We start from the raw sequence: 26781 nt of genomic DNA, 5'->3' as shown, positions 1-26781 counted from the left end.
CCGCCGTGCAAAGTTAAATCCGCAGCAATACCGGCGCGTAAGACCCGGGATCAGACCTGGCCGCGTTCCAGCTCGTGCAGGCGTCCTTGGCGCAGCTCCAGCACCCGGTCCAACTTGCGCGCCAGACCCCGGTCGTGGGTCACCAGCACCAGACTGGTGCGCTGGGCACGGTTCAACTCCAACATCAGCTCGAAAACGGTCGCGGCCGTCTTGTCATCCAGATTGCCGGTCGGCTCGTCTCCCAGCACGCAGGCCGGCTGGTTCACCAGTGCACGCGCCACCGCGGCACGCTGGCGCTCACCGCCAGACAGCTCGCCCGGCTTGTGCTCCAGGCGATGGCCAAGCCCGACCGATTCCAACAGGGCCGTAGCACGCTTGCCCGCCTCGGCCGCGTCGCTGCCGCCCAGCATCACCGGCATCATCACGTTCTCCAGCGCGGTGAACTCCGGCAGCAGATGGTGGAACTGGTAGACGAAGCCCAGCGAGCGGTTGCGCAGGCGCCCGCGCTCGGTATCGGACAACGTCGACATCTTCTGCCCGGTGACATAGACCTCGCCGGCGCTGGGAATATCCAGACCGCCCAGCAGGTGCAGCAGCGTGCTCTTGCCGGCACCGGAAGCGCCGACGATCGCCACGGTCTCGCCGGCGGCCACATCCAGGTCCAGGCCATCGAACACCGGCGTGTGCATCTTGCCTTCGGCGTAGGTCTTGCCCAGTCCCTCGGCGCGGATCACCGATTCCATGCGTGCATTCTCATTCATAGCGCAGCGCCTCCGCCGGCTGGGTGCGCGCCGCGCGCCAGGCCGGGTACAGCGTTGCCAGGAAGCTCATCATCAGCGCCACCAGGGTGATCACCACGATATCGCCGGTCTGCATATCCGTCGGCAGGCCGGTGATGTAATACACGTCCTCCGGCAGCAGCTTGATGTTGAAAGCGCTCTCGATCAGGCCGAGGATGCGCTCCAGATTCAGCGTCAGGGTGATGCCACCGATCACGCCGGCCAGCGTGCCGAAAAGCCCGATCAAGGTGCCCTGCACCATGAACACCTGCATCACCCCGCCCGGAGTCAGGCCCAGGGTGCGCAGGATCGCGATATCGGCCTGCTTGTCGGTGACCAGCATCACCTGCGAGGACACCAGGTTGAACGCCCCCATCGCGATGATCAGCGACAGCAGGATGCCCATCACCGTCTTCTCCATGCGCAACGAGTGGTAGAGGTTGGCGTTTTCCTGGGTCCAGTCGCTCACGCGGTAATAGCCGTTGAGATTGACTGCCAGATCGCGCGCCACCGTGTAGGCCTGGTCCATGTCATGCATCTTCAGGCGCACGCCGGTGGCCCCGTCCATGCGCAGCACCCGTTCCATGTCCTGCATGTTGGTGAAGGCCACGCCACGGTCGACCTCGTTGGAACCGGCCTCGAAGATCCCACTGACGGTGAAGCGCTTGACCCGCGGCATCGCCCCCATCGGCGTGCCCTGCACTTCGGCCAGGGTGGCGACCACGCTGTCACCGACGCCGACGCCGAGCCAGATCGCCAGCTCCTTCCCGAGCAGGATGTTGAACTCTCCGGGCTTGAGGCTGTCCAGCGATCCCTTGACCATCTTCTCGCCGATCACCGACACCTTCGGCTCCTGTGCCGGGTCGATGCCCTGCACGATGGCACCCTGTACGCGCGGGCCGGCCAGCATGGCCTGGATCTCGATATACGGCGCGGCACCGGCCACGCGTGGATCCTTCATCGCCAAATCCACCGCATGTTGCCAGTTGGACATCGCCTCGCCATCGGCACTGACGGTGGCATGGGCGGACATCTGCAGCAGGCGGTCGCGGATCTCCTTCTGGAAACCGCTCATCACCGCCAGTGTGGTGATCAGCACCATGACCCCGAGTGCGATACCCAGGATCGATGCCATCGAGATGAAGGAGATGAAACCGTTGCGGCGCTTGGCACGCAGGTAACGCAATCCGATTGCGACAGGTAAGGGTTTGAACATGCGTGTGTGCCCGTGAACTGCCGCTATGGTGCCACCGTCGGCGCGTCGCGGGAAACGGCATGGGTACGAACGGCCAGTCGCAGTTCACGTCGCTGCCCGGAATCCAACGTGTCGGGCCAGAACAGACAGCTGCTGCGGCGGCGGCCCTGCCTGAAGCGCAGCAGCGTCAGCGGCCCGCGCTCGAGCAACTCCACGGCGGTGACCGGCGCGCCGTCCACCAGCACCGGCGATGGCGCGATAGGAACCAGCAGCTGACGCGGCGGGCGCCGCAACTCGCGGCGACAGCTCCACACGCAGACGGCCAATACGCACAACGCCGCGGGCGCCGCATACAGGCGCGGCAACGCGCAGTCCATCAAGGCGATGGCCGCGCCGAGGCCCAGCGCCATCATCACCAGCGCCAGCCAGCGCGATGGCCGCCACTCACACCGGCAAGGCGCGGATCTTGTCGAGCAGTTGTGCCAGTTGCGCATCGGGGCAAGCCTCGTAGCCCATGGACCAGCGCCACAACTTATCGTCTTCGGTCTCCAACAGCTGTAGGAAAACCGCGCGCTCTGCTGCCGGCGCCTGCACCCAGCAGCGGTCCAGATAGCGACCGAACAGCTGGTCCAGCTCGCGCATGCCGCGTCGGCAGCGCCAGCGCAGCTTCTTCAGCTCGATTTCTTCTTCCGGGCTCATCATCCACCTGTCCTGCAAGCCGTGGCCAGTCCACGGCAGAAACGAAGACGGCACCAGACCCAAAGGCCGGTGCCGCCAAAGTCGCCAGGCACGGATGCCTGGCGGAAAACCGCTGGATCAGGCTCGGCGCGCCATCATCAGCTTCTTGATCTCGGCAATGGCCAAGGCCGGGTTCAAGCCCTTCGGGCAGGTCCGTGCGCAGTTCATGATCGTGTGGCAGCGGTACAGCTTGAACGGATCTTCCAGGTCGTCCAGACGCGCACCGGTGTCCTCGTCACGCGAGTCGATGATCCAGCGGTAAGCCTGCAGCAGGATCGCCGGGCCCAGGTAACGCTCGCCGTTCCACCAGTAGCTCGGGCAGCTGGTCGAGCAGCACGCGCACAGGATGCACTCGTACAGGCCGTCGAGCTTCTTGCGGTCCTCCGGCGACTGCAGGCGCTCACGGTCCGGCGGCGCCGGGGTCTGGGTACGGATCCACGGCTTGATCGAGGCGTACTGCGCATAGAAGTGGGTCAGATCCGGAACCAGATCCTTGACCACGTCCATGTGCGGCAGCGGGTAGATCGGCACCTCGGCCTTGCCGCAATCGGCAATGGCGCGGGTACAGGCCAGCGTGTTGGTGCCGTCGATGTTCATCGCGCACGAACCGCAGATGCCTTCGCGGCAGGAGCGGCGGAAGGTCAGGGTCGGATCAATCTCGTTCTTGATCTTGATCAGCGCGTCCAGAACCATCGGGCCGCACGCATCGAGATCGATCTCGTAGGTGTCGGTCCGCGGATTCTGGTCGTCGTCCGGACTCCAGCGGTAGATCTTGAAGGTCCGCGTGTTCTTCGCACCGCTCTTGGCGGGGAAGTGCTTGCCCTTGGTCAGCCGGGAGTTCTTCGGGAGTGCAAATTCAGCCATTTTCGTAGTTCCCCGGATCAGTAGACGCGCGGCTTCGGCGGCACCACGGACACGTCATCGCTGAGCGTGTACATGTGCACCGGACGGTAGTCGAAGCTGCACTTGCCCTTTTCGTCGACGGTGACCAGCGTGTGCTTCTGCCAGTTGACGTCGTCGCGGTCCGGGAAGTCCTCGTGCGCGTGGGCACCGCGGCTTTCCTTGCGCTGTTCGGCCGAGTTGATGGTGGCCACAGCGTTGAGCAGCAGGTTGTTGAGCTCGTAGGTTTCGATCAGATCCGAGTTCCAGACCAGCGAGCGGTCGGAAACCTTGACGTCCTGGAACGAATCGAACACCTGCGCCATCTTCTGGCAGCCTTCTTCCAGCGTCTTGCTGGTGCGGAACACGGCCGCGTCAGCCTGCATCGTGCGCTGCATGTTGTCGCGGATCACCGCCGTCGGCGTATCGCCATTGGCGTGGCGCAGCTTGTCCAGCAGACCCAGCGCCTTGTCGCAGGCATCGGACGGCAGGGTCTTGTGCGAGGCACCCGGCTTGATCGTCTCGGCGCAGCGGTTGGCAACGGCACGGCCGAACACCACCAGATCCAGCAGCGAGTTGGAGCCCAGACGGTTGGCACCATGCACCGAAACGCATGCGGCTTCACCGATGGCGTACAGGCCCGGCACGACCGCATCGGGGTTGTCGCCGACCTTGCGCACCACTTCACCGTGGTAGTTGGTCGGGATGCCACCCATGTTGTAGTGCACGGTGGGGATCACCGGGATCGGCTGTTTGTGCACGTCGACGCCGGCGAAGATGCGGGCGCTTTCGGCGATACCCGGCAGCTTCTCGTCGATCACGCCCGGGCCCAGGTGGGTCAGGTCGAGCAGGATGTGATCCTTGTGCTCGCCGACGCCGCGGCCCTCGCGGATTTCGATGGTCATCGAACGCGACACCACGTCACGCGATGCCAGATCCTTGTAATGCGGCGCGTAGCGCTCCATGAAGCGCTCGCCACTGCTGTTGCGCAGGATGCCACCCTCGCCTCGCACACCTTCGGTGATCAGGCAGCCGGCGCCATAGATGCCGGTCGGGTGGAACTGCACGAACTCCATGTCCTGCAGGGGCAGGCCGGCACGGGCCACCAGGCCACCGCCGTCACCGGTACAGGTGTGCGCCGAGGTGGCGCTGAAGTAGGCACGGCCGTAGCCGCCGGTAGCCAGCACCACGCCCTGCGAACGGAACAGGTGCAGGGTGCCTTCGGCCATGTCCAGCGCCAGCACGCCGCGGCAGACGCCTTCCTCGTCCATGATCAGGTCGAGCGCGAAGTACTCGATCATGAACTGCGCGTTGTGCGCCAGCGACTGCTGGTACAGGGTGTGCAGGATCGCGTGGCCGGTACGGTCGGCCGCGGCGCAGGTGCGCTGCGCGGACGGGCCCTCACCATACTTGGTGGTCATGCCACCGAACGGACGCTGGTAGATCTTGCCGTCTTCGGTACGCGAGAACGGCACACCGTAGTGTTCCAGCTCGATGATCGCCGGAATGGCCTCGCGGCACATGTACTCGATGGCGTCCTGGTCACCGAGCCAATCCGACCCCTTGATGGTGTCGTAGAAGTGGTAACGCCAGTCGTCCTCGCCCATGTTGGCCAGTGCGGCGGAGATGCCGCCCTGCGCCGCCACGGTGTGCGAGCGGGTCGGGAAGACCTTGGTGATGCAGACGGTCTGCAGGCCCTTCTGGGCCAGACCGAAGGTCGCGCGCAGGCCGGCGCCACCGGCGCCGACGACCACCATGTCGACCTTGTGTTCAGTGATGTTGTAAGCGGACATGTATCAGTTCCCAAGCGCAACGCGGGCAACCGCGAAGATGCTGACGATCGCGCCGATCACGGCAACGAACTTCACCGTGGTCTGCAGGGCCAGGGCCAGCAGCGAATTGTGGATGTAATCCTCCAGCACGACCTGCAGACCGAGCTGCGCGTGCCAGAACATGGCCACCAGGAAGCCGACCAGCAGCATGGCATTCCACGGCTTGGCCACGGCAGCCACGGCGGTGACATAGTCGGCGTTCATCAGGCTCAGCACGAAGCACAGGAACCACAGGGTCAAGGCGACCAGTGCGGTTGCGGTCAGGCGCTGGTGGATGAAGTGCTCGGTGCCGGACTTGGCGCTGCCAAGGCCGCGGGCATTCTTGAGCGGGGTGCGGTACTTGCTCATGCGGCAGCTCCCATGCAGGCGTAGGCCCAGATCAGCGCGGTGATGACCAGCGATGCGATCACCGACACCCAGCTGCTGCGGATGAAGGTCGGCTTGGCGTAGCCGATGGCGAAGTCCTGCACGATGTGCCGGATGCCATTGCACAGGTGGTAGGCAAAGCACCAGGTCCAACCGAACAGGATCACCTTGCCGTACCAGGCGCCGGCATGGGAGGTGAAGCAGCTCCAGGACTCAGGGCCCATCATCAGGGCGAGCAAACCGCCTGCGATGATCAGGGCGCCGACAGCCAGAATGATGCCGGTAGCTCGATGCAGGATCGAGGTGGCCATCTGGATCTGCCAGCGATACACCTGCAGGTGCGGAGAAAGGGGGCGGGGTCTGTTCGCCATTCGCTGACTCGTATCTCGGCTGGGCGGCGGAATGCCGCGTTGGCTGTACGCTGCTCAGAAATCGATGCAGCGCCCGTTTTTCTCCCAATCCCCGTATCGCACCGGATCAAGTCCGCCGCGACCACCGATTTCCTGCGGCACCGCATCAGCCTCGGGAAGCGGCTGCTTTTCCGGTGCCTGCGGGGCTTCAGTTTCGGTCTCGGGAGTGGGGGTTGTTTGGCCTATCATTGTCGGTCTCGCAACGCACAAATTTTAGTCCCCAGTCACGTGTCTGACAACCTCGCCCCTGTTTTCAACGGTTTCCGCATGCTCGCCCAGCCGCAGGTATTGCGTCTTGCCGGCCCCGATGCGGTCCCCTTCGCCCAAGCCCAATTCGCCAATGACGTGGTCGCGCTCGATGACGGCCATTGGCAATGGAACGCCTGGCTGACGGCCAAAGGCCGCGTGGTTGCTGCGTTTCAGCTGTTGCGCGTGGATGCCCAGCAGTTGTTACTGGTCTGTCATGACGGCGGTGCGGAAGCCATGGCCGAGCAACTGCGCCGCTTCGTCTTCCGCCGCAAAGTCACCCTGACGACGGAAGCCACCCCCTGCGTGAGCGGCGCCTTCCAAGCACCGGCCCAGGCCACCGGTGCGCAGATCGCGCAGCTTGAAGGCGGTGTCCTGGAGCTGGATGTGGGTACGCCGCAGCTGCCCCGGAGCCTGCGCCTTGGCGCAGCCAGCGGCGCTCAGCAGGCCAGTGCGACAGAAGAGCTGGCCTGGCGCCAGTCCGACCTGCGCCTAGGCCTGCCGCGTCTGATCGACACGCAGCGCGAGCAATGGACCCCGCAGCAACTCGGGCTGGACCGGCTCAATGCCTACAGCGTCAGGAAGGGCTGTTACCCGGGACAGGAAATCGTGGCGCGCACCCACTTCCTGGGCAAGGCCAAGCGCTCGCTTGCGCTGCTGCACACCGCTGCCACCCCCTCGCCCGGCGACAGCGTGAGCGCGGAGGATGCCAGCGTCGGCACCGTGGCCAGCTGTGCCGGCGCACTGGCATTGGCGGTATTGCCACTGGAGCTGCCGCCAGCCGCACTACGGATCAATGGTGAGGACGCCGCGCGGCTGGAGCTGCTGGACGGTCTGGCCCGCTGATCACCCCGGCACCCATTCCAGCCGCTGGCCAGTACCGGCATCAAAGAAGTGCAAGGCCGCCGGAGTGACCGCGACCCCGACCCGCTCACCCGGCGCCGGCAGCGGCTGCGGCGCCACCCGCATCACGAGCGGCTGCGCGCCATGGCGCAGGTTGACGAAGATCTCGTTGCCGACCGGCTCCACCCCCTCGACCACGGCACTGAAGTGCCCTACCGCTTCACTGGGCTGAAGATGCTCGGGGCGCACGCCCACCACGATCTCCGTGCCAAACCAGCCCGGACTCAGCGTCAGCCCGCCCAGCGGCAGCAGCGGCCCGTCCGCCAGTTCCAGCGCCAGGCCATCCACGGACGAGGACTTCAGCCGCCCACGCAGCATATTCATTGCCGGACTGCCCAAAAACCCGGCCACGAACAGATTGGCCGGCCGCTGGTAGAGCGCCATTGGCGTATCGATCTGCTGGACCCGCCCTTCATCAAGCACCACGATGCGCTGCCCCAGCGTCATCGCCTCCACCTGGTCGTGGGTGACATAGATCATGGTGGTACCCAGCTTGCGGTGCAGCTGGGCGATCTCGGCGCGCACCGAGTGACGCAGCTTGGCATCCAGATTGGAGAGCGGCTCATCCAGCAGGAACACCGAAGGCTCGCGCACCAGCGCCCGCCCCAACGCCACGCGCTGCCGCTGCCCGCCCGACATCGCGCGTGGCAGCTTGTCGAGCATCGCTGCCAGGCCGAGCGCCTCGGCCGCGCCCTGCACTCTTCGCTGTACCTCGGCCTTGCCGTGGCCACGCAGTTTCAGACCGAAGGCCAGATTCTCGGCGACGGTCATGTGCGGATACAGCGCGTAGTTCTGGAACACCATGGCGATGTCGCGATCCTTCGGCGCCACGTCGTTGACCACACGATCACCAATGCTCAACGTGCCGGCGCTGATCTCCTCCAGCCCGGCCACCATCCGCAGCAGGGTGGACTTACCGCAGCCCGATGGCCCCACCAGCACCATCAGCTCCCCATCTTCGATATCGAAACTGGCCCCGTGCACCGCCACCTGGCCGTTGTCGTAGACCTTGCGCACCCCGTCAAACCGGACCTTGGCCATCGCCACCTCGCTGCCGAACCCGTCACCGCCACCTCGCGGCAGCCCTCCAGCACAGGCAAAACCATCCAGCACCCGTACCCTGCAATCGTATACATCGGAAACCGTGCCCCCGTTAAGCATATTCATATGGCACCATCACCTGGCTTCCCAGCGTGAACGGCGGACCCGAAGTCCGCGGGCGAAATCGCCCAGCCAGATCGCCCTGCGCACGGTGCCGTGCACGCCGCAACTGCCCGTGCCAGCCTGCATTTCCATACCCGCCCGCATGTGGTGCGGCCCGATGAACAACGATTGACAACGATGTCACCCGCACACGAAACTCGAACCATGCACGACACCCTTTTCCTGTTCGGTGCCACAGGCGATCTGGCCCAGCGTTATCTGTTCCCCTCCCTGCTGCGTCTGCTGGGCGACGGCCTGCTTCCCGAGGACTTCCGCGTACGTGCACTGGCGCTGTCGCCGCACGACACCGCGAAGTTCCACGACATCCTGCGCCCGCGCCTTGAACAGGCCGTGCCGCATGCCAGCCAGGACGACATCGACAGCCTGCTCGCGCGCATCGACTACCGCTCGGTGGATCTGCGCAACCCGGAGTCGGTGGCCGAAGCGGTCAAGGATCTGGCGCACCGCAAATGCGTGAGCAACCTGTCCATCCCGCCGGGCCTGTACATCTCCACCTGCGAAGGGCTGGCCCTGGGCGGCGCGCTGGCGGCACCGAACCGGCTGATGCTGGAAAAACCGATCGGCTCGGACTCGGCCAGTGCCGCCGAAATCCTGCGTTCGATCGGCAAGCTGATCGACGAGGACCGCGTCTTCCGCATCGACCACTACCTCGGCAAGGCGGCGGTGCAGAACCTGATGGCGCTGCGCTTCGGCAACACCTTGCTGGAGGCGGTGTGGAACCGCAATTACATCGAGTCGGTGCACATCCTGGTCGCCGAAAGCGATGGCGTGGATGGCCGTGACTCTTATTACTCGCGCTCCGGTGCGATGCGCGACATGGTGCAGAGCCACATCCTGCAGCTGCTGTGCCTGGTGGCGATGGAGCCGCCGGCATCCCTGGAAGCCGACCGCATCCGCGACGAGAAGGTCAAAGTGCTACGCGCCCTGCGCCCGCTCAGCGCCAGGCACGCGGCCAAGGACAGCGTCCGCGGCCGCTATACCGCCGGCACCATCAACGACCAGCCGGTCCAGGCCTACCAGCCGCCGGAAGGCAGCGAGGCCGAGACCTTTGTCGGCGTCACCGCGCATATCGACAACTGGCGCTGGGAAGGTGTCCCGTTCCATCTGGTTACCGGCAAGCGCCTGCCCGAGCGCACCACCCGCATCGAAGTCAATCTCAAGCCGGTCACGCACTGGGTGTTCGAACGCCCGGATCGCAAGAACGCCACGCCCAACCGCATCACCTTCCAGCTGCAGCCACAGGAGAACATCCAGCTCGGTCTGATGAGCTCGCTGGCCGGCCCGGAATGGGGCGCACTGGAGCTGCAGCCGCTGTCGCTGGAGCTGTCCGTCCCCACCGGACTGCACCGCCGCATCGCCTACGAACGCCTGTTCCTGGACGCGTTCAACGGCAACCACGCCCTGTTCGTGCGCGATGACGAAGTGCGGGCGGCCTGGGCCTGGATCGACAGCGTTGCCGATGCCTGGAAAGCGGCCGACCTGCCCATGGAGCCTTACGCGGCCGGCAGCTGGGGCCCGGCGCAGGCCCTGGATTTCCTGCCCGAAGATATGGCCGCCAAGTCTGCGGAGGCAGCACAGTGACGGCACCGGCGGAGTTGACCCTGGTGGCCGATATCGGCGGGACCAACGCGCGCTTTGCGCTGGCCGACATCACCGCCGGGGCCCCGCTGGACCAGAGCAGCATCCGTGCCTACCCGGTGACGGCCTTCCCGTCGCTGGCGGATGCGGCAGCCCACTATCTTCAGGAACAGGGCGCGCAAGCGCGCAGCGGGGTGTTCGCGGTGGCCGGTCGGGTGGATGGTGACGAGGCCCGGATCACCAACCATCCGTGGGTGATCTCCCGTGACCGCACCGCCGCGCAGCTGGGCTTCCATTCGCTGCACCTGGTCAACGACTTCGTTGCCCAGGCCATGGCCGTGGCACTGCTGCAGCCGCAGGATGTCGCCCAGATCGGCGGCGCCAGCTGGCAGCCGGGCGCCGCCGGCCAGTCGCGCACCTACTGCGTGATCGGCCCGGGCACGGGCCTGGGCGTGGGGGCGCTAGTGGTCCGCGATGGCCGCAACTATCCGCTGCCTACCGAGGGCGGCCACGCCAGCTTTGCGCCGGCCTCGCCCGAACAGATCCGGATTCTGGAAATCCTTTCGGCACAGTTCGGCCGTGTCTCCAACGAGCGGCTGGTCTGTGGCCCGGGCCTGGTCAACATCCACCGCGCACTCAGCGAGATGGCCGGTAATGACCCGGGGCTGCTGCGGCCGGAACAGATCAGCGAACGCGCCCAGGCCGGTGATCCGCTGGCTGTGCGCGCTATCGAGGTGTTCATGGAAGTGTTCGGCGCGGTGGCCGGCGATACCGTGCTGGTCCAAGGCGCATGGGACGGGGTATTCCTGACCGGCGGCCTGGTGCCACGGCTGCTCGATTCACTGCGGCATTCGGGCTTCCGCCAGCGCTTTGAAAGCAAGGGCCGGTTCACCGCGACCATGTCGCAGGTACCGTCAATGGCCATCATCCACCCCTGCCCCGGACTGCTCGGCGCTGCCGCCTATGCCGTGGACGCGGCCCGTCACACTGAAGGAGTTGTCGCATGAACGCCGCTGTTTCCGACCGTATCACGCTGGTTCGCCACGCCAATCCCGAGGCCTGGACCGACGGTGTTGCCAAGGAGATGGAAACGGTCCTGGCCCACGAGATCGAGCAACGCGGGCGCGCACGCATGCTGCTGTCCGGCGGTACGACCCCGGCACCGGTCTATGAAACGCTGGCCGAGCTGCCGCTGGAATGGGCACGTGTCGAGGTCGGCCTGGCCGACGAACGCTGGCTCTCGCCGCAGGACCGCGACAGCAACGCCTGGCTGGTCCGCAACAGCTTCCTCAAGCATGCCGAAGGTGCGCACTTCGATCCGCTGGTGCGGATCGGCAAGCCGCTGGCCGAGTGCGTGCACGACGCCAATCTACAGGCCCAGCACAGCCAGCCGGCCTGTCTGGTGGTGCTCGGCATGGGCAATGACGGCCATACCGCCTCGCTGTTCCCGGGTTCGCGCGATCTCGGATGGGCCTTGGCCAGCACCCAGACCTATGCGGCGCTGGACGCCACCGGCTGTCCGGTCGCCAATGGCTGGCCGCTGCGTATCACCCTGACACCGCAGGGGTTCGCTCCGATCGGCACGCGCCTGTTGCTGCTGCGCGGGCAGCAGAAGCTGGACGTGCTCAATGCCGCTCTCGAATCCAACGATGTCGCCCGCTATCCGGTACTGGCCGCCATCAATGCCCCGGGCCCGCGCCTGCGCGTGCACTGGTGCGCCTGAGTACCGGTCCGGGCCAACCACGCTGCCGACGATCGCGCCTGCGCAGTCGCCGCACCCTGTCACCGGGCGCTGTCCGCGCCCCTCTCATAGCTGGTAGCCAATGAGCCTGCACCCGAAAATCCAAGCCATCACCGACCGTATCCGCCAGCGCAGCGCCCCCTCGCGCGCGGCCTACCTGGCCGGCATCGACGCGGCGTTGCGTGACGGACCGTCCCGTTCGCGCCTGAGCTGCGGCAATCTCGCCCATGCCTTTGCCGCCTGTGGTCCGACCGACAAGGGCCGCCTGCGTGCCGATGTCACCCCGAACCTGGGCATCATCACCTCCTACAACGACATGCTCTCGGCCCACCAGCCGTTCGAGCACTACCCCGAGCAGATCCGCCAGGCCGCGCGTGAACTGGGCGCCACCGCGCAGGTCGCCGGCGGCGTGCCGGCCATGTGCGATGGTGTCACCCAGGGCCGTGGCGGTATGGAACTGTCGCTGTTCTCGCGGGACGTGATCGCCCAGGCCACCGCGATCGGCCTGAGCCACGACATGTTCGACAGCACGATCTACCTGGGCGTGTGCGACAAGATCGTGCCGGGCCTGCTGATCGGCGCACTGGCCTTCGGCCACCTGCCGGCGGTGTTCGTGCCGGCCGGGCCGATGACCCCGGGCATCCCCAACAAGAAGAAGGCCGAAGTCCGCGAGCGCTATGCCGCCGGCGAGGCCACCCGCGAAGAGCTGCTGGAAGCCGAATCGGCCTCCTACCACGCCCCCGGCACTTGCACCTTCTACGGCACCGCCAACTCCAACCAGGTGCTGCTCGAGGCGATGGGCGTGCAGCTGCCCGGCGCCTCGTTCGTCAATCCGGAGCTGCCGCTGCGTGATGCACTGACCCGCGCCGCCACCGCACGGGCGCTGGAGATCTGCGCGCTGGGCACGGACTTCCGCCCGCTCGGCCGCATCATCGACGAGCGCGCCATCGTCAACGCGGTGGTCGCACTGATGGCCACCGGCGGCTCCACCAACCACACCATCCACTGGATCGCCGTGGCCCGCGCCGCGGGCATCGTGCTGACCTGGGACGACATGGACGAGCTGTCGCAGATCGTGCCGCTGCTGGCCCGCGTCTACCCCAACGGCGAAGCCGATGTGAACCGCTTCGCCGCCGCCGGCGGACCGGGTTTCGTGTTCCGCGAGCTGATGGACGCCGGGCTGATGCATGACGACCTGGTCACCATCGCCGAGGGCGGGATGCGCGCCTTCGCCCAGGAGCCGCGTCTGCTCGATGGCGAGGTCCGTTACGTCCCCGCCGCAGCGGTCAGTGGCGACGAGGACGTGGTACGTCCGGCCTCCAATCCATTCGAAGCACAGGGTGGCCTGCGTCTGCTCAAGGGCAATATCGGCCGTTCGCTGATCAAGCTCTCGGCGGTCAAGCCGCAGTACCGCACCATCGAGGCCCCGGCCGTGGTGGTGGATGCGCCGCAGGTGCTGAACAAGCTGCACGCCGCCGGCGCCCTGCCGCAGGACTTCGTTGCGGTGGTGCGTTACCAGGGCCCGCGCGCCAACGGCATGCCGGAGCTGCATTCGCTGGCACCGCTGCTGGGGCTGCTGCAGAACCAGGGCCGACGCGTGGCGCTGGTCACCGACGGCCGCCTGTCCGGCGCCTCGGGCAAGATCCCCGCCGCCATCCATGTCACCCCGGAAGCCTCCCGTGGCGGCCCCATCGCCCGCGTGCGCGAGGGCGACATCATCCGCCTGGATGGCGAGGCCGGCACCCTTGAAGTGCTGGTGGACGCCGCCGAATGGGCGGCCCGTGGCATCGCCGCCAATACCGCGCCGGCCGGCAACGACCTGGGCCGCAACCTGTTTGCGATGAACCGTCGCATCGTCGGCCCGGCCGACCAGGGCGCGGTGTCGATTTCCTGTGGCCCGGCGCATCCGGATGGCAGCCAGTGGGACTATGACGCCGAATACGAACTCGGTCACGACGCCGCCGCGGCCGCCGCGCCGCACGAAGCCAAGGACGCCTGACCCCCGCGCGCCGCGCAATTGCGGCGCGCCCACCGCTTCAAGAGGAACCCCATGAGTATCGCCCAGCTCCAGGATCGCGCCGAACAGCTGCTCACCGCAGCCGGCATTCTGCCCGTGGTCACCGTCCATACCCTGGACCAGGCACGGGCGGTCAGCGCCGCGCTGCTTGAAGGTGGCCTGCCGGCCATCGAACTGACGCTGCGCACACCGGTGGCGATGGAGGCGCTGGCTATGCTCAAGCGTGAGCTGCCCGACGTCGTGGTCGGCGCCGGTACCGTGCTGACGGTCGAACAGATGCAGCGCGCCATCGATGCCGGTGCCGATTTCCTGGTGACACCGGGCACCCCGGCGCACATGGCCGAGGCGCTGGCCGCCGCGCCGCTGCCGGTCGTGCCCGGCGCGGCCTCCCCGACCGAACTGCTGACGCTGGTCGCGCGCGGCTTCCGCATCTGCAAGCTGTTCCCGGCCACCGCCGTGGGCGGGCTGGCGATGATCAAGGGCGTGGCCGGACCGATCCCGGAACTGAAGCTGTGCCCCACCGGCGGCATCACCGAAGCCACCGCCGGCGACTACCTGTCGCAGAAGAACGTGGTCTGCATCGGCGGCTCGTGGATGGTCCAGGACAGCTGGATCCGCGCCGGCCAGTGGGATGAGGTCAAGCGCTCAGCCGCTGCCGCGGCGGAAATCGTCCGTACCGCGCGCGCTGCCCGCGCCGGCTGATTTTCTGAAAGTACGGCGGGAATCCCCCTCTCCTTTCCCGCCGGCTGCCTGCGCCTCGCCTGCGAGGCGCAGTTTTTATTTGCGCAGACCGCTCCGGCCCACCTCAGAGGCGTGAGCGCTCATCGCGCCGCACCTGCGCCGGCATGTCGATCTCGACCTTGGCCGGCACGCTGCCGATCCGCAGCTCCCTGCCCGACCACGGTACCGACTCGCCATTGATCATGGCCGCCCCCGGCTCACCCTCGTAGGGCCACGGCAACACCAGCCCGCCGGGCGGAAGCTGCAGGCCATCGGCCACCTGCAAGGTCAAGCGACGCTCGCTGCGGATCAGGCTGAATTTCAAGGGGCCATGCGCGGTATGCAGGCCCTCAATGGCAATGCCCTTGCCGGACAACCAGGCCACCGGCACCCCGGCGGCCAGCACGATCGACTCGTCCAGCTCACGCTCGTAGGCGAACATGTCCAGCGCCGAACGCACGAAGTCCGACGCCACCCAGGCATGCGGCAGGTCGCCGACAAAGAACGGCTCGCGCGGCGTGCGTGACACCACCTCGGCCCACTGGTTCCAGCCGGCCGGCGCACGATCCTTGAAGAAGTATTCGCTGGCCTGCTGGGCCCGTTCGCGCCAGCCCAGGCGCACGAACGCCCCGACATTGCGCCATTCGTAGGGCGTGTAGTCCTTCCAGTCGCGCTTGCCGTCACGGCGGGCGAGGAATTGCTGCCAGTAGCGCTCGAAAGTGTTGTCCAGCGCCGGTTGCGGCAGCCGCCCCTGCTCGCCGCCCGGCGCCAGCGCGATCGTGGTCGAAGTCGGATCGAAGTCGCCCAGTTCCACCGAACCGGGCAGATAGTCGATGCGATGGGCCTTCATGGTTTCCAGCAGCGACTGCTGCAGGTCCTGCTGGAACTGGTCGCGCGACTCGGCCATCGCCAGCGCCTCGGTCTCCAGTCCCAGCGCCACCGCCATCGCCATCGCCGCCGCGTCCTTGTAACCGCGCAGCGCCCAGAAACCGTCCCAGTATGAATGCACCGGCTTGGCCGAATAGCCTTCGTGGCTGATCGAGGCCGGCATCATGCCGTAGAAGCCCGGATGTCGCGCGCGGTTCTCCTCGGTCCGCTCGCCCAGGCGAAGGTCTTCCATATACCCCCAGGCAGCCAGCACATGCGGCCACATGCGCTCGAGGAAAGCGCGGTCGCCGGTATGCCGCCAGTACTCGGCGATGGTGTAGATCAGCTCGCCATGGCTGTCGTTCTCCGGCACCGGATCACTGCCGCGCGCATCCACACAGCACGGCACCATGCCGTTGTCGAACTGGTAGGACGCATACCAGTCCACATAGCTGCGTACCGCGTCACTGCGGCCCATGCGCAGCAGGCCTTCGGAAATCATCGCGCCATCGCGGATCCAGCTGCGCGCATACGAGCGCGTGCCCGGCTGCAGGCTTGAACCGACGCGGGAGATCAGCATGTGCGCCAGCGCCGTGCGCAAGGTGTCGGCCAGCGGTTGGCCTGCGGCAGGCAGCTGCAGCCGCACCTGGTCCAGTTTCTGCCGCCACATCGTGGCGACCTGCTTTTGCGCCTTGTCCGCATCGAACGCCGCCGGCATCTGCCAGGCGCCCCGCTGCGGCAGCACCAGTGCCACTTCGCGGCTCTGCCCCGGCTCCAGCTTCCACGTGTAGAGCATCGCGCCGGACGCCAGGCCGGTGCCGTCACGCACCTCGCGGGTCGGCGGCAGACTTTTGCCGGCCAAGTGGGTGACCTCCAGCTTGCTGTCGAAGGCGCTGGCAAACTCGGCATCGGGCTTGAGCGTGGCAAATGCCTGCAGCGTGCCATTGACGCTGACCTTGCCGTCCTGGATCGCCAATCGCTCGATCCGGCTTACGCCCCCCACGGTGTTTAGGAACTGGCCGGGTGGATTGACCTGGAACGGACGCACGGCCAACGCCAAGGTGTAGTCGTGGGCGACCCTGTCCGGATTGTGCAGCCGGTAGCGGGCCACCAGCTGCGCCTGCTCGGGACGGCCTTGCACGAACCCGGTGACCGTCAGACCAAGCTGGTCATGCTGCCACTGCACCGAGGGAATGGGCAGATAGCCATCCTGCAGCTGCTGGCTGGCTTTCACGTCGGCCCAGCCCAGCGTCTTGCCATCGAGCACCACGAACGGCTCGATACTGAAGCCGGATTTGACCGCCTCCAGCGCGCCGTCCTCGCCCATCAGGGCCTGCTCGTGGCCCCCGTCCAGGCCCAGCAGGGTCCAGTACGGCTGCTCGCCACTGAAACCGCGCGGCAGCGCCCCTCGCGGCAGCTCCTGCGCCAGCGAGCGGATGAAATCGTTGGGCGTGGCCGCGAACGCCAGCGGCTTGAGGCTGATATCGCGGATGCCGTAGCGCCAACTGGGACCATCGACCAGGTCGAAACGCAGATAGCGCGCCTCCGTCTCCGGCAAGGCCAGCCAGTCGCGTCCGCCGCCTCCGGCCACCACTTCGCGGATCTTCTGCCAGTCGCGTCCATCGCGCGAGGCCTGCACCACGTAGCGCGATGCCTCCAGCCCGGGGACCCACTGGATCACCGCGCCGCCAAACTCGCGCACCTTGCCCAGATCCAGGCTGATGGTCTGCTGTTTCACGCCGCCACTGATCCACACCGTATCGGGCTTGCCATCGGCGATCCGCTGCTGCAGCGCGGTGGCGGTATCGGCGATCACGCTCGTGGTCAGCGCCGAGGTGTCTTCCTTGGGCAGCACCTGCATCGTCAGCCGGTCGAAACACACCGTACCCTTGCCCCCGACCTTGCTGTAGAGGGTGAACTCCACCGCCGCGGTGCGCCGCAGGGTCTTGTCCTGGCCCGGGCCCCAGGCTTTTTCGATATGCCGTTTGCGATAGCTCACCTGGGTCCAGTCTTTCGGAAACACATAGCCGGGACGGTTGACCCACCACACGTTGTCGCCGCTGGCATCGATCAGCTTGAACTGCAGGTCGTTGGCCGGCGAATCGCCGCGCAGCATGAACGACACCTGGTAGTTCTCCGGCCAGGTCATTTCCAGTGGCCGGCGGATGCCCACATAACCGGAGACATCGTGGAAGTCGTAGTCCAGGCACAGCGCGCGACCGCTGCCGGCCATCACCGGCCGCAACGCGCCACTGACCTGGTTGGAGGTGATCAACTGCCACGCATTGACGTCATCGAACTTGGCCAGCACCCGCGCACCATTTTGCGCCTGCGCCGCGACCGCCAGACCCAGCCCCCCCACCATTGCGATGATTGCCGACCACTTCACCCTTTGACACTCCCGAGCAACAGCCCTTGTATGTAGTAACGCTGCAGCAGCAGGAACAGCAGCAGCACCGGCAGCACGGTCACCACCGCCCCTGCCATCATCATTTCCACGTCCATGATGTGCTCACGCGACAGCGACGCCAAGGCCACCGGCAGCGTGTAGTGCTCCTGGTCGGTCAATACGATCAACGGCCACATGAAATCGTTCCATGTGCCCATGAACGTGAATATCGCCAGCGTCACCAGCACCGGTTTGAGCATCGGCAGCACGATCTGGAAGAAGATCCGCGCCTCGCTGGCCCCATCGATACGCGCCGCTTCCAGCAGCTCATCGGGAATCGAGCGTGCGTACTGGCGCACAAGGAAAATTCCGAACACGCTGGCCAGTGCCGGAATCACCACGCCGGCAAACGTATTGACCAGGCCCAGCTGCTTCATCAGCAGGAACAGCGGCAGCATCGCCACCTGCGCGGGGATCACCAACGCGGCCAGCAGCAGCCGGAAGATCCGCTCCCGGCCGGCGAACCGCAGCTTGGCGAACGCATATCCGGCCAGCGTGTTGAACAGCAGCGAGCCCAACGTGATCGCAACCGATACCAGCAGACTGTTGAGGAAGTTGCCGCCCATGCCGGTACGCGCGAACAGCGCCCGGTAGTTGTCCAGCGTGGTCTGCGCAGGCAGCAGCGGTGGCGGAAACTGCGAGGCCTGACCGCTGGGCATGAATGACACCGACAGCATCCACGCCAGCGGCGCCAGGCTCACCACCGCCAGCACCGCCAGCCCGCCATTGATCCACAGCACATGCCAACGCGACTGCCCGATCTCGCGTCCGCTCCCGGTGTGACTCATACCAGCTCCCGGCGCTTGCCAAAGCGCAGCATCAGGGTGGTCAGCGCCAGAATGATCAGAAACAGCAGGAACGCCACCGCCGAGGCGCGCCCCAGGTTCCACCATTTGAAGCCTTCCTCGAACATGAAATACAGCACGCTCACCGTGCTCTGCAGCGGATCACCGCGGGTCATCACGTACGGCTCGGCGAACAGCTGGAAGTAGCCGGACACGGTGATCACGCCCACCACCAGCAGCACCGGCCCCAGCATCGGCAGGGTGATATGCAGGAACTGCTGCCAGCGCGAGGCACCATCGATGCGCGCGGCCTCGTACAGGTCCTTGGGAATCGCCTGCAGGCCGGCCAGAAAGATCACCATGTTGTAGCCGAAGTTCTTCCACACCGCGAAACCGATGATGGTCGGCATGGCCCAGCGCGGGTCGCCCAGCCAGTCCGCCGGATTGAGACCGATCTGCTCCAGCCCCCAGTTCACCAGCCCGTAGCGGGTATGGAACAGGTAGCGCCAGATCACCGCCACCGCCACCAGTGTGGTCACCACGGGTGCGAACAGCGCGGTGCGGAACAGGGCCTTGAACCGTGCGGCGGGCGCGTTGAGCAGCAGCGCCGCGCCCAGCGACAGTGCGATCGACAGCGGCACGCCCAGCAGCACGAAGTAGGCGGTATTGCCAAGCGACTTCCAGAAGATCGGCGTCCGCAACAGGTCGATGTAGTTGTCCAGGCCGGCGAAACGCAGGTTACGGGGATCGGCCAGCGCATACAGGTCGAAGTCGGTCAGGCTCAACGCCAGCGCCGACAGCACCGGCAGGCCGAAGAACACCCCGATGACGATCAGCGCCGGCGCGGCGAAGATCCAGCCCGCCAGTGAACGGCGCTTCATTGCCTTGCTCCGGCAGCCGCCTGGTCGGCATGCCGCTCCTGTATCCAGCGGCGCTTGGCCAGGATCTCATCGACCTGCTGATCCAGCTGCTCCACCGCCCGGTCCTGCCGCAACCCGCCCCGCACCACCTGCTCGGTCACCACCCGCATCTGCTGGGCGATGCGCTCCCATTCCAATACCTTGGGCGTGGGTTTGACGCGTTCCAGCTGGTCGGCGAACGCGGCAGTCAGCGGGTCGTTGACCAGCTCCGGCGATTGCCACGCGCTGCGACGCGGCGGCAGGTCGCCGATGATCGTGTAGAAGCGCTGCTGGATCTCCGGCCGCGACAGGAACTCGATGAGCTTCCACGCCGCCTCTTTTTTCTGTGAGGAACGGAACACCACCAGGCTGGTGCCGCCAGCGATGCCCGCGCCCGGGCCATGCGGTCCGGGCAATGGCGCGGTGCCCCATTCGCCCTCCAGCCCGGGAGGCTGGCGCTGGCGGAATTCGCGGATGTTCCATGGACCGGACAGATAGAACGCGGTAAAGCCGCGGAAGAACTCGTCCCAGACGTTGGAGATCTGCGTCTCGGACATCTTCGGCGCCCATCCCTGCGCGAACATGTTTTCGTAGAAGGCCAGCGTGCGCCGGAACCCGGGGCTGCGGAAATTGCCGCGGGTATCGCCCTCACGCAGCAGTGGATCGTGCTGCTGAAGGGCAAACGACAACTGGGGCTCGAACTCGTTCAACGGCATCAATACCGGATAGCCGCGATCGCCCATGAGCTTCTTCAGCGCGGCATTGACCTGCTCCCACTCGGCCCAGGTCCGCGGCGGATGGTCATAGCCGGCTTGCCGCAGCAGATCCTTGCGGTAGAACAGCAGCCGCGTATCCACGTACCACGGGATACCGGCCAGTTGGCCGTCGATGACATTGGTGTCCCAGATACCGGCGAAGTAGTCCGCAGGCTCCACCACCGTTGACGCCTCCACGTAGGACTGCAGCGGGGTCAGCGCCTGCAGCGTGGCGAATTCGGCAATCCAGGTATTGCCCAGCTGGCAGACATCCGGCAGACCCTCGGCGGCATAGGCGGTGAGCAGCTTCTCGTGCGCCGCGGTCCACGGGATGTTCTGCACCTCGACCCGGAGGCCGGGATTTTCCGCCTCGAACTCGCGGACCAGCTCGCCGACCACTTCGGCCTCGCGCCCCATCGCCCAGAAGCGCAGCGTGGTGTCCTGCTCGGGCCGCGCGCAGCCGGCCATCACCAGCAACAGCATCACGGCGGCCAGCCAGCGGATCATCGCGGTATTTAAGGCTGGTGCGGCTTGGACGCCGCCGGCTGATCGGCGGCGGCCTTCTGCGCTTCGGCGGCCGCCGCACGCGATTCGGCAATCCCGGAGGCGCGTGCCGAGGCGGCCTGTTCGTCCTTCTGCAGCGGCTGGCTATCGCCTTCCGGCGCCAGCCAGCCCCCACTGAAACCGGCACGTTCCAGTCCTTTGCGGATGTAGGGGTTCTTCTTCATCACGTTCCAGACGAACTCGTCACGGTAGTTGGCGATACCCGTCAGGATCGGCCCCTGATCGATGGCGATGTAATCGCTGGCGACCCAGCCACGACCCGGAATCAGGCGCCCGGTTTTGAGCGGGATATCGTAGTTGAAGCTGGGGTTGAACGAATCCAGAAAGCCATAGCTGGAATACAGATAATCCCCATAACGCTGGTGCATCGCCACCGTTGCCGGAATCACCACCTCCGGCGCGAACGGCAGCGAGGAAATCGCCGCCGACGGCACGATGGTGCCATCGTCGAAATTCTCGCGCAGACCGGCGCCACGGGCCGAATAGTGGCGGAACTGGCGCTGCTCGCCGCGGTATTCCTGGGTGGTGTTCTGCGGGCCGTCGCCCGCGGTCAGCCCCCACACGTTCTCGCCGTAGTCCTTCCATTGCATCGGGTTGGTGATGGCGTACTCGCGCTGGGCCAGTGTCGCCCGGCGGCTGTTGAGGAAGTAGTCGATGCCGCGCTCGCGCATGTAGGCATCCTGGATGTCGCGGAAATCGATCCAGACGTGGCTGTACTGGTGCCCGAACAACGGGCCGAAGGACAGATACTCCTGGCCCTGGAACACGCCCCAGTCGTTGTCGTAGGTGCGCGCCCATACCGTCCAGGCATCCGGCCCGACCGGATGGGTCGGCGAACCCAGCGCCAGCACGTACAGCATCATCGCCTCGTTGTAGCCCATCCAGTCGTGTTCGATGAAGCCGCTCTCGGGAAACCAGCCCATCGACACCAGCGGCTTGTTGCGCTGCAGCCACTGCCAGTCGGTACGCCGGTAGATCGTGTCGGCGATCTGCCGGATCTCCTTCTCGCGCGCGTCGTCACCGTCGTAGTAGGACTGCGCGAACAGCACGCCCATCAGCAGCAGCGCGGTATCGACGCTGGAAAGCTCCACCCAGCTGTCGTAGCGGCGGCCTTCCTGCATGTCCAGGAAGTGGTAGTAAAAGCCCTTGTAGGCGCCTTTGCCGGTGCGCTGCGGGCCCGAAGGCAGATCACGGAAGAACTTCAACGTGAGCAAGGTGCGGTCGATCGCCTGGTTGCGGCTGATCCAGCCGTTCTCGATACCGATCGGATAGGCGGTCAGCGCGAAGCCGACCGAGGCGATGGAGGCGAACGGCCGCGACGGGTAGCGGTCCGGTGTCAGCCCGTTCTGCTCGTTGGTGGTGTCCCAGAAATACTGGAAGGTGCGTCGCTCGATATCGTCGAACAGCGGCGGCAGCTCGGGCTTCATCGGCCGCGGCGGCAGGTCGGCCTCGATCAGGATCACCTGCGGCAATACCTTGGGCATCGGCGGCTCCGGCGCTTTGCCACATCCAGCCAGCAGCACCAGCCCGAAACCGGCGACAACGCTACACAGCAACGGGATCAGGCGCGGCATGCTCAAGGCAACATCCAGATGAAGAGGAGTCAGGCCGCCACGATCCCGCGACGGAACAGGTGACGCATGTGCGAAAGGTCCCGGCCGCCATGACAGCGGCCGGGATCCGCACTTACCAGTCCAGTCCGAAAGACAGCTTGAAGGTGCGGGTGCCGCCGACGATGCCGTCCTGATGGCGGCCAAAGTTCACATTGGGCTCGTTCGGACCGCCGTACCAGTCGTCATAGCCATCCCAGTTGGTCCAGTCGAACACATTGAGCAGGTCCGCCCGTACCCGCAGCTTCAGCGAAGTACCCGTATCCCATTCCTTGCTGGCGGCCAGATCGAAGCGCTTGTAGCCGATGCTGCCATTGGGCTGGTAGGGATCGATGAAGCAGTCGTCCCAGCCTGGCAGGCAGTTGGTGGCATTGCGGTATTTGGTGGACTCCAGCGTCAGCTTGCCCGACAGGGTGACGCCCCAGCCCGCATCCCAGATGCCGGTGCTCACCAGCCGGTGCTCGGGCACGCCGCGCGCCGGCAACCAGCCGTAGTAACCGGTATTGGGGTACTCGAACATGTCGATCCAGCCATCGGCATTGGTGTTCTGGCGGCCACGGGTATAGGTGTAGGCCACCGTCGCGCCCCAGCGCGAGGCGGCATTGAACGGCTTGTCCAGCTTCAGCAGCACCGACTTGGTCTTGGTCTCGTACATGTTGTCCAGCAGGACGATGCGGCCAAACGGCGGATCGAAGCCCCACGGCGTGCCCCAGGTCCCGCCGGGTGGCAGGAACGAGCCGTCCGGCCGGCGATTGCCCAGGCGCGCGGTGATGCCATCGTGACTGCGGACGTAGGACAGCGTCACCTCGCTGTACCAGGTCTGCGCACCCAGCTCGAACGCATTGCGCATGCCCAGGCTGAACTGGTCCGAGTACGGCACCTTCAGGTCGTTGTTGTTCAACCACCACTCGCGTGGCAGGTCGACGGTTGCGGCCAGCTGGTCCAGCGCGCCGGGATTCAGGTAGCCCGGATCCCAGGCCACGCAATCGTTGCCAGGGCGGCGGCAGAGGCCGTCGGCATCGGTGAAATAGAAGTTGTAGCGGCCAAACGAGGTGCGGTTGGTCTCGATCTGCAGGTAGTCGAACAGGTTGCGGTCATAGGCACGGCCGGCACCGCCAAAGATCACGTGGCGCTGGTCGGCATTGAGGTCGTAGGAGAAGCCCAGACGGGGCTGCCAGGCGCCCTTGAACGCATCACGGTTCTTGCCGGTGGAGAGGTAGTCATCTGGGTTCCAGTCGGCATTCTGGAAATTGGGATAGTTGCGGATGTCGTTCGCCAGCGCCGCCGGCGTGACGAAATCCTCATAGTTCGGGGTGGTCTCATAGTCCCAGCGCACGCCGTAATTCACGGTCAGGTGCTCGTTGACCTCCCAGTCGTCCTGGATGTAGACGCCGAACTGCTTGTTGGCCGAGGTGGTGAAACCGCCCGAGGTGCCCGGATCACCGGTGGCGAACTCGACCCGATACGGCTGGTCGATGCCGGTCGCCAGGTCATAGTAGAACTGCGGATTGGAGTAGTTGCGCTCCACCGCGTTGACGTCGACCGCCTTGTACTTCACGCCCATCTTCACGGTGTGGTTCTGCCAGCCGGTGAAGGTGAAATCGTTCTGGATCGACCAGCCCTTCTGCCCCTTGTCCTGGTTGTTGGGGCTGGCGCCGGTGTTGATGATCGTGCCCAGGTTGAGCCGGTCAGTGGCGGTCGGCTGGGAGATGTTGAGGATGTAGCCGTTGCCGTCGAAGGTCGGCTGCGGTGCCCACGACAGGTCCTCGTAGGTCAGATGCGCATCGTTGAGCCAGGTGTCGGCACTGTATTGCCAGCGCAGGTCGTAGCGGTTGACCTCGTTGTGGTTGATCGTGGCCCGCTGCGCGGTGTTCTGGTCACCCACACCGATGCGCTCGTCTTCTTTGCGTACCTGCGCGGACAGTTCGACCAGGTTGCGGTCATCCGGCGTCCAGGTCAGCTTGCCGAAGTACATGTCCTGGGTGAACGGCGAGGCGGCCGGGCCGATCTGGTCGCGGATATCAGCCGGGATATCGGCCAGGTCATAGCGCCCCTGCGCGCCCAGACTCACCGTCTTGGGCGTGCTGTACTCCTTGGCCTCATAGGCGACAAAGAAGTTCAGGCGATCCTGGACGATCGGGCCACCGAAGGAGACACCGTACTGCTCCTCCTTCGAGGGCACTTTCTTGCCGCCGGCTTTCTCTTCGGCCGGGGTCGCGGTGCGCCAGTCGGTGGAGGTGCGGTCCCAGAAGAAGCTCCCCTCGAACTCGTTGCTACCCGAGCGCGTGGCCGCCACCACCGCGGCGCTGCTGATCTGGTCGAACTCGGCCTTGTAGTTGGAGGTGATGACCTTGTACTCGCCGATGGCCGACTGCGGGAACGGATTGCCGCGGGTCGAGTCCTGTCCACCCACGCCACCGGGCAGGGTGTAGCCCTTCTGGCCGACGCCATCGATATACACATTGATGCCGCTGCTGCCCTGCGCGCCGGAACGCAACTTGGTGTTGCCGGCCGCATCCTGGGTGAACTGCATGCCCGGCACGGTATCGGCAAAGGCCAGGAAGTTGCGGGTGCCCTGTGGCAGCGCTTCGATCTGCTTGCGGGTGATGTAAGTGGCCACTTCCGAGGTGCGGGTTTCAACCGGACTGGCCACCACCTGCACAGTATCCAGCGTGGTCGCCGTCCCGCCGGCGGCGGTTTCGGCGACGCCGCCCACGCCCAGATCCAGCGTGGCCGTCTGTCCCACCTGCACGGTGATGTTCTGGCTGCTGCGCTTGCCGCCGGCCTCGACATCCAGCCGGTAGGTGCCCGGCGGCAGGCCGGCCAGCGAATACCCCCCACTGGCGGTGCTCTGCACACTGCGGCTCAGGCCGGTCGCCAGGTTTGTGGCGGTGATCTGCGCCTGTGCGGCCGGGGCGGAATCCACCATCACCTGGCCTCGGATCGTGGCGCTGGTGCTTTGCGCGAAGGCCGGCGCGGCACCCAGTAGCAGGCAGCTGGCCAGGGCGCAGCTGAGCAATCTGCGTGGGGGATGCGAGGTGCGAGGGGGGTGGCTTGTCATGAGGGGGGTTTCTCCGTGGACGGCGGGCAGGCAGTGCTATCCGCGCGATTCGTTAATCGGATATCCCTGCGCCAGGCGCCGGGCTTGAAGGACTTCGTGCAGCGGTGGAATCACGCACGACCAGGGTTGGAACCAGCGTCACGCCGGGCGTTGTGTCCAACGCGCCATCGCTGTCGATCAATTGCAACAGGTGCAACATCGCCCGCTCGCCCAATTCAGCAATACTCACCTGCATCGTGGTCAATGAAGGGTGAACAAAACGCGCCAGCGGGATGTCGTCAAACCCGGCCAGCGCCACCTGATCCGGCACACGGATACCCGCCTGTGCAAGCGCATACAGGCACCCCAGCGCCATCATGTCGTTGGCGGCAAAGATCGCATCGGGCAGCCGCGCGCCACGCAACAGCTCCAGGCCGGCGCGATGTCCGGAGGCTTCGTCAAAGTTGCCCGGCAACTCGATGGCCTCGGCGCCGGCACCGAACGCGGCCATCGCCTCGCGGAATCCGCGCAGGCGCTCGCGCGCATCGTGATTGTTCTGCGGCCCGGCAATGAACGCGATGCGGCGGTATCCGGCTCCCAGCAGGTAGCGGGTCATGGCCAGCGCCCCGGCGTGGTTGTCGATGGTGAAAGCGGGATATCCGCCTTCCGGCAGCGGGGTGTTGATCAGTACGGTCGGCAGCGCCGGCGGCAGGTTGTCGACCAGGAAATCCGAATCCACCGCGTACGGGGACAGCACCACAAGGCCATCGACCCGGCCACGCATGGCCTGCAATGCCGCCGCCTGCTGCTGTTGGTCGCCGTGGTAGCTGGACACCAGCAGATGGCGGTTGCGCGCACGCGCCGCACCGTCGATACCGCGCATCAGTTCGGAAAAGAACTCGCCGTGCAGGTCGGGCAACACCACGCCCAGGGTCTGGGTACTACGGCTGCTCAGACTGCGCGCCGCCGCATGGGGCGCGTAGCGCAGCCGTCGGGCGGCCTCCAGCACCCGCTGGCGGACCGGCGCGGCGACGTTGGCATGACCGTTGAGCGCCCGTGACACGGTGGCGACCGAGACATCCGCCTCGCGGGCAACATCCTTGATGGTGATTGCCGACTGCGCCACCGCCCCACCCTCCGTCGACCCGGGTTGGGCGGAATGTAATCGTTTCCAGATCGGACTG

The 26781-nt window shown here is 66.0% G+C and carries 23 protein-coding genes; 6 read left to right on the top strand and 17 right to left on the bottom strand.

Annotation, left to right across the window (positions count from 1 at the left end; all coding sequences use genetic code 11):
* Positions 1-50: 50 nt before the first annotated feature.
* The 9 genes from lolD to ARC78_RS16305 form a co-directional block, all read right to left on the bottom strand.
* Positions 51-761, bottom strand: coding sequence for a lipoprotein-releasing ABC transporter ATP-binding protein LolD (lolD, locus tag ARC78_RS07095; RefSeq protein ID WP_054657934.1), 711 nt, complete (start codon positions 759-761; stop codon positions 51-53).
* A complete protein-coding gene (locus ARC78_RS07090; protein WP_054657936.1) occupies positions 754-1995 on the bottom strand; it encodes a lipoprotein-releasing ABC transporter permease subunit in 1242 nt (413 codons plus the stop codon). The genes lolD and ARC78_RS07090 overlap by 8 nt, the downstream gene beginning before the upstream one ends.
* Before the next feature lie 23 nt (positions 1996-2018).
* Positions 2019-2384 carry a hypothetical protein gene (locus ARC78_RS07085; RefSeq protein WP_157722765.1) on the bottom strand — a complete coding sequence of 122 codons (366 nt, stop codon included), beginning with the start codon at positions 2382-2384 and terminating at the stop codon, positions 2019-2021.
* A gap of 34 nt (positions 2385-2418) precedes the next feature.
* Entirely contained in the window at positions 2419-2673 is a 255-nt protein-coding gene (locus ARC78_RS07080) for an FAD assembly factor SdhE (RefSeq protein WP_054657948.1), read from the bottom strand.
* A gap of 117 nt (positions 2674-2790) precedes the next feature.
* Positions 2791-3576: a succinate dehydrogenase iron-sulfur subunit gene (locus tag ARC78_RS07075; protein WP_054657940.1), complete on the bottom strand. Its 786-nt coding sequence runs from the start codon at positions 3574-3576 to the stop codon at positions 2791-2793.
* A 17-nt stretch (positions 3577-3593) separates the two neighbouring features.
* Positions 3594-5384 carry a succinate dehydrogenase flavoprotein subunit gene (gene sdhA, locus ARC78_RS07070; protein WP_054657942.1) on the bottom strand — a complete coding sequence of 597 codons (1791 nt, stop codon included), beginning with the start codon at positions 5382-5384 and terminating at the stop codon, positions 3594-3596.
* 3 nt (positions 5385-5387) lie between these two features.
* Positions 5388-5771, bottom strand: a complete 384-nt coding sequence (gene sdhD / locus ARC78_RS07065) for a succinate dehydrogenase, hydrophobic membrane anchor protein (RefSeq protein ID WP_054657944.1) — start codon at positions 5769-5771, stop codon at positions 5388-5390.
* Complete coding sequence (gene sdhC / locus ARC78_RS07060; protein WP_057505993.1) at positions 5768-6160, bottom strand: succinate dehydrogenase, cytochrome b556 subunit; 393 nt, start codon at positions 6158-6160, stop codon at positions 5768-5770. Before sdhC ends, sdhD begins: the two co-directional genes overlap by 4 nt.
* A 54-nt stretch (positions 6161-6214) precedes the next feature.
* Complete coding sequence (locus ARC78_RS16305) at positions 6215-6388, bottom strand: DUF1674 domain-containing protein (protein WP_083468406.1); 174 nt, start codon at positions 6386-6388, stop codon at positions 6215-6217.
* Positions 6389-6427: 39 nt separating this feature from the next.
* Between ARC78_RS16305 and ygfZ the strand changes: the two genes are divergently transcribed.
* Positions 6428-7291: a CAF17-like 4Fe-4S cluster assembly/insertion protein YgfZ gene (gene ygfZ, locus ARC78_RS07055; RefSeq protein ID WP_054657946.1), complete on the top strand. Its 864-nt coding sequence runs from the start codon at positions 6428-6430 to the stop codon at positions 7289-7291.
* Here ygfZ and ARC78_RS07050 read toward each other — a convergent pair whose 3' ends face one another.
* Positions 7292-8389, bottom strand: coding sequence for an ABC transporter ATP-binding protein (locus ARC78_RS07050; RefSeq protein WP_057506013.1), 1098 nt, complete (start codon positions 8387-8389; stop codon positions 7292-7294).
* Positions 8390-8716: 327 nt separating this feature from the next.
* Between ARC78_RS07050 and zwf the strand changes: the two genes are divergently transcribed.
* The 5 genes from zwf to eda all read left to right on the top strand — a co-directional run bounded on the left by zwf (position 8717) and on the right by eda (position 14610).
* On the top strand, positions 8717-10153 hold the full coding sequence (gene zwf / locus ARC78_RS07045; protein WP_054660147.1) for a glucose-6-phosphate dehydrogenase: 1437 nt from the start codon (positions 8717-8719) through the stop codon (positions 10151-10153).
* Complete coding sequence (gene glk, locus ARC78_RS07040; RefSeq protein ID WP_057505992.1) at positions 10150-11157, top strand: glucokinase; 1008 nt, start codon at positions 10150-10152, stop codon at positions 11155-11157. The genes zwf and glk overlap by 4 nt, the downstream gene beginning before the upstream one ends.
* The gene (locus ARC78_RS07035; RefSeq protein ID WP_054660251.1) at positions 11154-11873 is read left to right on the top strand and encodes a 6-phosphogluconolactonase; all 720 of its coding nucleotides are present in this window, start codon (positions 11154-11156) and stop codon (positions 11871-11873) included. Before glk ends, ARC78_RS07035 begins: the two co-directional genes overlap by 4 nt.
* 100 nt (positions 11874-11973) lie before the next feature.
* Complete coding sequence (edd, locus tag ARC78_RS07030; protein WP_057505991.1) at positions 11974-13890, top strand: phosphogluconate dehydratase; 1917 nt, start codon at positions 11974-11976, stop codon at positions 13888-13890.
* 51 nt (positions 13891-13941) lie between these two features.
* Positions 13942-14610 (top strand): bifunctional 4-hydroxy-2-oxoglutarate aldolase/2-dehydro-3-deoxy-phosphogluconate aldolase, encoded by a 669-nt coding sequence (gene eda, locus ARC78_RS07025; RefSeq protein WP_057505990.1) that lies wholly within the window; start codon positions 13942-13944, stop codon positions 14608-14610.
* A 103-nt stretch (positions 14611-14713) separates the two neighbouring features.
* On the opposite strand, the gene ARC78_RS07020 is transcribed toward eda, so the two are convergent.
* The 7 genes from ARC78_RS07020 to ARC78_RS06990 form a co-directional block, all read right to left on the bottom strand.
* Complete coding sequence (locus ARC78_RS07020; RefSeq protein WP_057505989.1) at positions 14714-17860, bottom strand: discoidin domain-containing protein; 3147 nt, start codon at positions 17858-17860, stop codon at positions 14714-14716.
* Positions 17861-17880: 20 nt separating this feature from the next.
* The gene (locus tag ARC78_RS07015) at positions 17881-18732 is read right to left on the bottom strand and encodes a carbohydrate ABC transporter permease (protein WP_054657622.1); all 852 of its coding nucleotides are present in this window, start codon (positions 18730-18732) and stop codon (positions 17881-17883) included.
* Positions 18729-19610, bottom strand: coding sequence for a carbohydrate ABC transporter permease (locus ARC78_RS07010; RefSeq protein ID WP_054657620.1), 882 nt, complete (start codon positions 19608-19610; stop codon positions 18729-18731). Before ARC78_RS07010 ends, ARC78_RS07015 begins: the two co-directional genes overlap by 4 nt.
* Entirely contained in the window at positions 19607-20887 is a 1281-nt protein-coding gene (locus ARC78_RS07005; protein WP_484600186.1) for a sugar ABC transporter substrate-binding protein, read from the bottom strand. Before ARC78_RS07005 ends, ARC78_RS07010 begins: the two co-directional genes overlap by 4 nt.
* A gap of 11 nt (positions 20888-20898) precedes the next feature.
* Positions 20899-22521 carry a glucoamylase family protein gene (locus tag ARC78_RS07000; RefSeq protein ID WP_054657624.1) on the bottom strand — a complete coding sequence of 541 codons (1623 nt, stop codon included), beginning with the start codon at positions 22519-22521 and terminating at the stop codon, positions 20899-20901.
* 112 nt (positions 22522-22633) lie between these two features.
* Positions 22634-25618, bottom strand: a complete 2985-nt coding sequence (locus tag ARC78_RS06995; RefSeq protein WP_057505988.1) for a TonB-dependent receptor — start codon at positions 25616-25618, stop codon at positions 22634-22636.
* A gap of 52 nt (positions 25619-25670) precedes the next feature.
* Positions 25671-26723, bottom strand: coding sequence for a LacI family DNA-binding transcriptional regulator (locus ARC78_RS06990; RefSeq protein ID WP_054657615.1), 1053 nt, complete (start codon positions 26721-26723; stop codon positions 25671-25673).
* Positions 26724-26781 lie beyond the last annotated feature (58 nt).

This window comes from Stenotrophomonas pictorum JCM 9942, assembly GCF_001431585.1.
Classification (GTDB): domain Bacteria; phylum Pseudomonadota; class Gammaproteobacteria; order Xanthomonadales; family Xanthomonadaceae; genus Stenotrophomonas; species Stenotrophomonas pictorum.
The sequence above is the reverse complement of the archived record's forward strand: the minus strand, read 5'-3'. Positions and strand labels throughout refer to the sequence as shown.

Bases quoted from the DNA above. Each gene is read 5' to 3' on its own strand.
- ARC78_RS07000 (WP_054657624.1), bottom strand. From the start codon at position 22,521: ATGCCGCGCCTGATCCCGTTGCTGTGTAGCGTTGTCGCCGGTTTCGGG.
- ARC78_RS06995 (WP_057505988.1), bottom strand. From the start codon at position 25,618: ATGACAAGCCACCCCCCTCGCACCTCGCATCCCCCACGCAGATTGCTC.
- ARC78_RS07010 (WP_054657620.1), bottom strand. From the start codon at position 19,610: ATGAAGCGCCGTTCACTGGCGGGCTGGATCTTCGCCGCGCCGGCGCTG.
- lolD (WP_054657934.1), bottom strand. From the start codon at position 761: ATGAATGAGAATGCACGCATGGAATCGGTGATCCGCGCCGAGGGACTG.
- ARC78_RS07085 (WP_157722765.1), bottom strand. From the start codon at position 2,384: ATGGCGCTGGGCCTCGGCGCGGCCATCGCCTTGATGGACTGCGCGTTG.
- edd (WP_057505991.1), top strand. From the start codon at position 11,974: ATGAGCCTGCACCCGAAAATCCAAGCCATCACCGACCGTATCCGCCAG.
- ARC78_RS07035 (WP_054660251.1), top strand. From the start codon at position 11,154: ATGAACGCCGCTGTTTCCGACCGTATCACGCTGGTTCGCCACGCCAAT.
- ARC78_RS07050 (WP_057506013.1), bottom strand. From the start codon at position 8,389: ATGGCCAAGGTCCGGTTTGACGGGGTGCGCAAGGTCTACGACAACGGC.
- ARC78_RS07075 (WP_054657940.1), bottom strand. From the start codon at position 3,576: ATGGCTGAATTTGCACTCCCGAAGAACTCCCGGCTGACCAAGGGCAAG.
- ARC78_RS07080 (WP_054657948.1), bottom strand. From the start codon at position 2,673: ATGAGCCCGGAAGAAGAAATCGAGCTGAAGAAGCTGCGCTGGCGCTGC.
- eda (WP_057505990.1), top strand. From the start codon at position 13,942: ATGAGTATCGCCCAGCTCCAGGATCGCGCCGAACAGCTGCTCACCGCA.
- sdhC (WP_057505993.1), bottom strand. From the start codon at position 6,160: ATGGCGAACAGACCCCGCCCCCTTTCTCCGCACCTGCAGGTGTATCGC.
- ARC78_RS16305 (WP_083468406.1), bottom strand. From the start codon at position 6,388: ATGATAGGCCAAACAACCCCCACTCCCGAGACCGAAACTGAAGCCCCG.
- sdhA (WP_054657942.1), bottom strand. From the start codon at position 5,384: ATGTCCGCTTACAACATCACTGAACACAAGGTCGACATGGTGGTCGTC.
- ARC78_RS07090 (WP_054657936.1), bottom strand. From the start codon at position 1,995: ATGTTCAAACCCTTACCTGTCGCAATCGGATTGCGTTACCTGCGTGCC.
- ARC78_RS07015 (WP_054657622.1), bottom strand. From the start codon at position 18,732: ATGAGTCACACCGGGAGCGGACGCGAGATCGGGCAGTCGCGTTGGCAT.
- sdhD (WP_054657944.1), bottom strand. From the start codon at position 5,771: ATGAGCAAGTACCGCACCCCGCTCAAGAATGCCCGCGGCCTTGGCAGC.
- zwf (WP_054660147.1), top strand. From the start codon at position 8,717: ATGCACGACACCCTTTTCCTGTTCGGTGCCACAGGCGATCTGGCCCAG.
- ARC78_RS07020 (WP_057505989.1), bottom strand. From the start codon at position 17,860: ATGGTGGGGGGGCTGGGTCTGGCGGTCGCGGCGCAGGCGCAAAATGGT.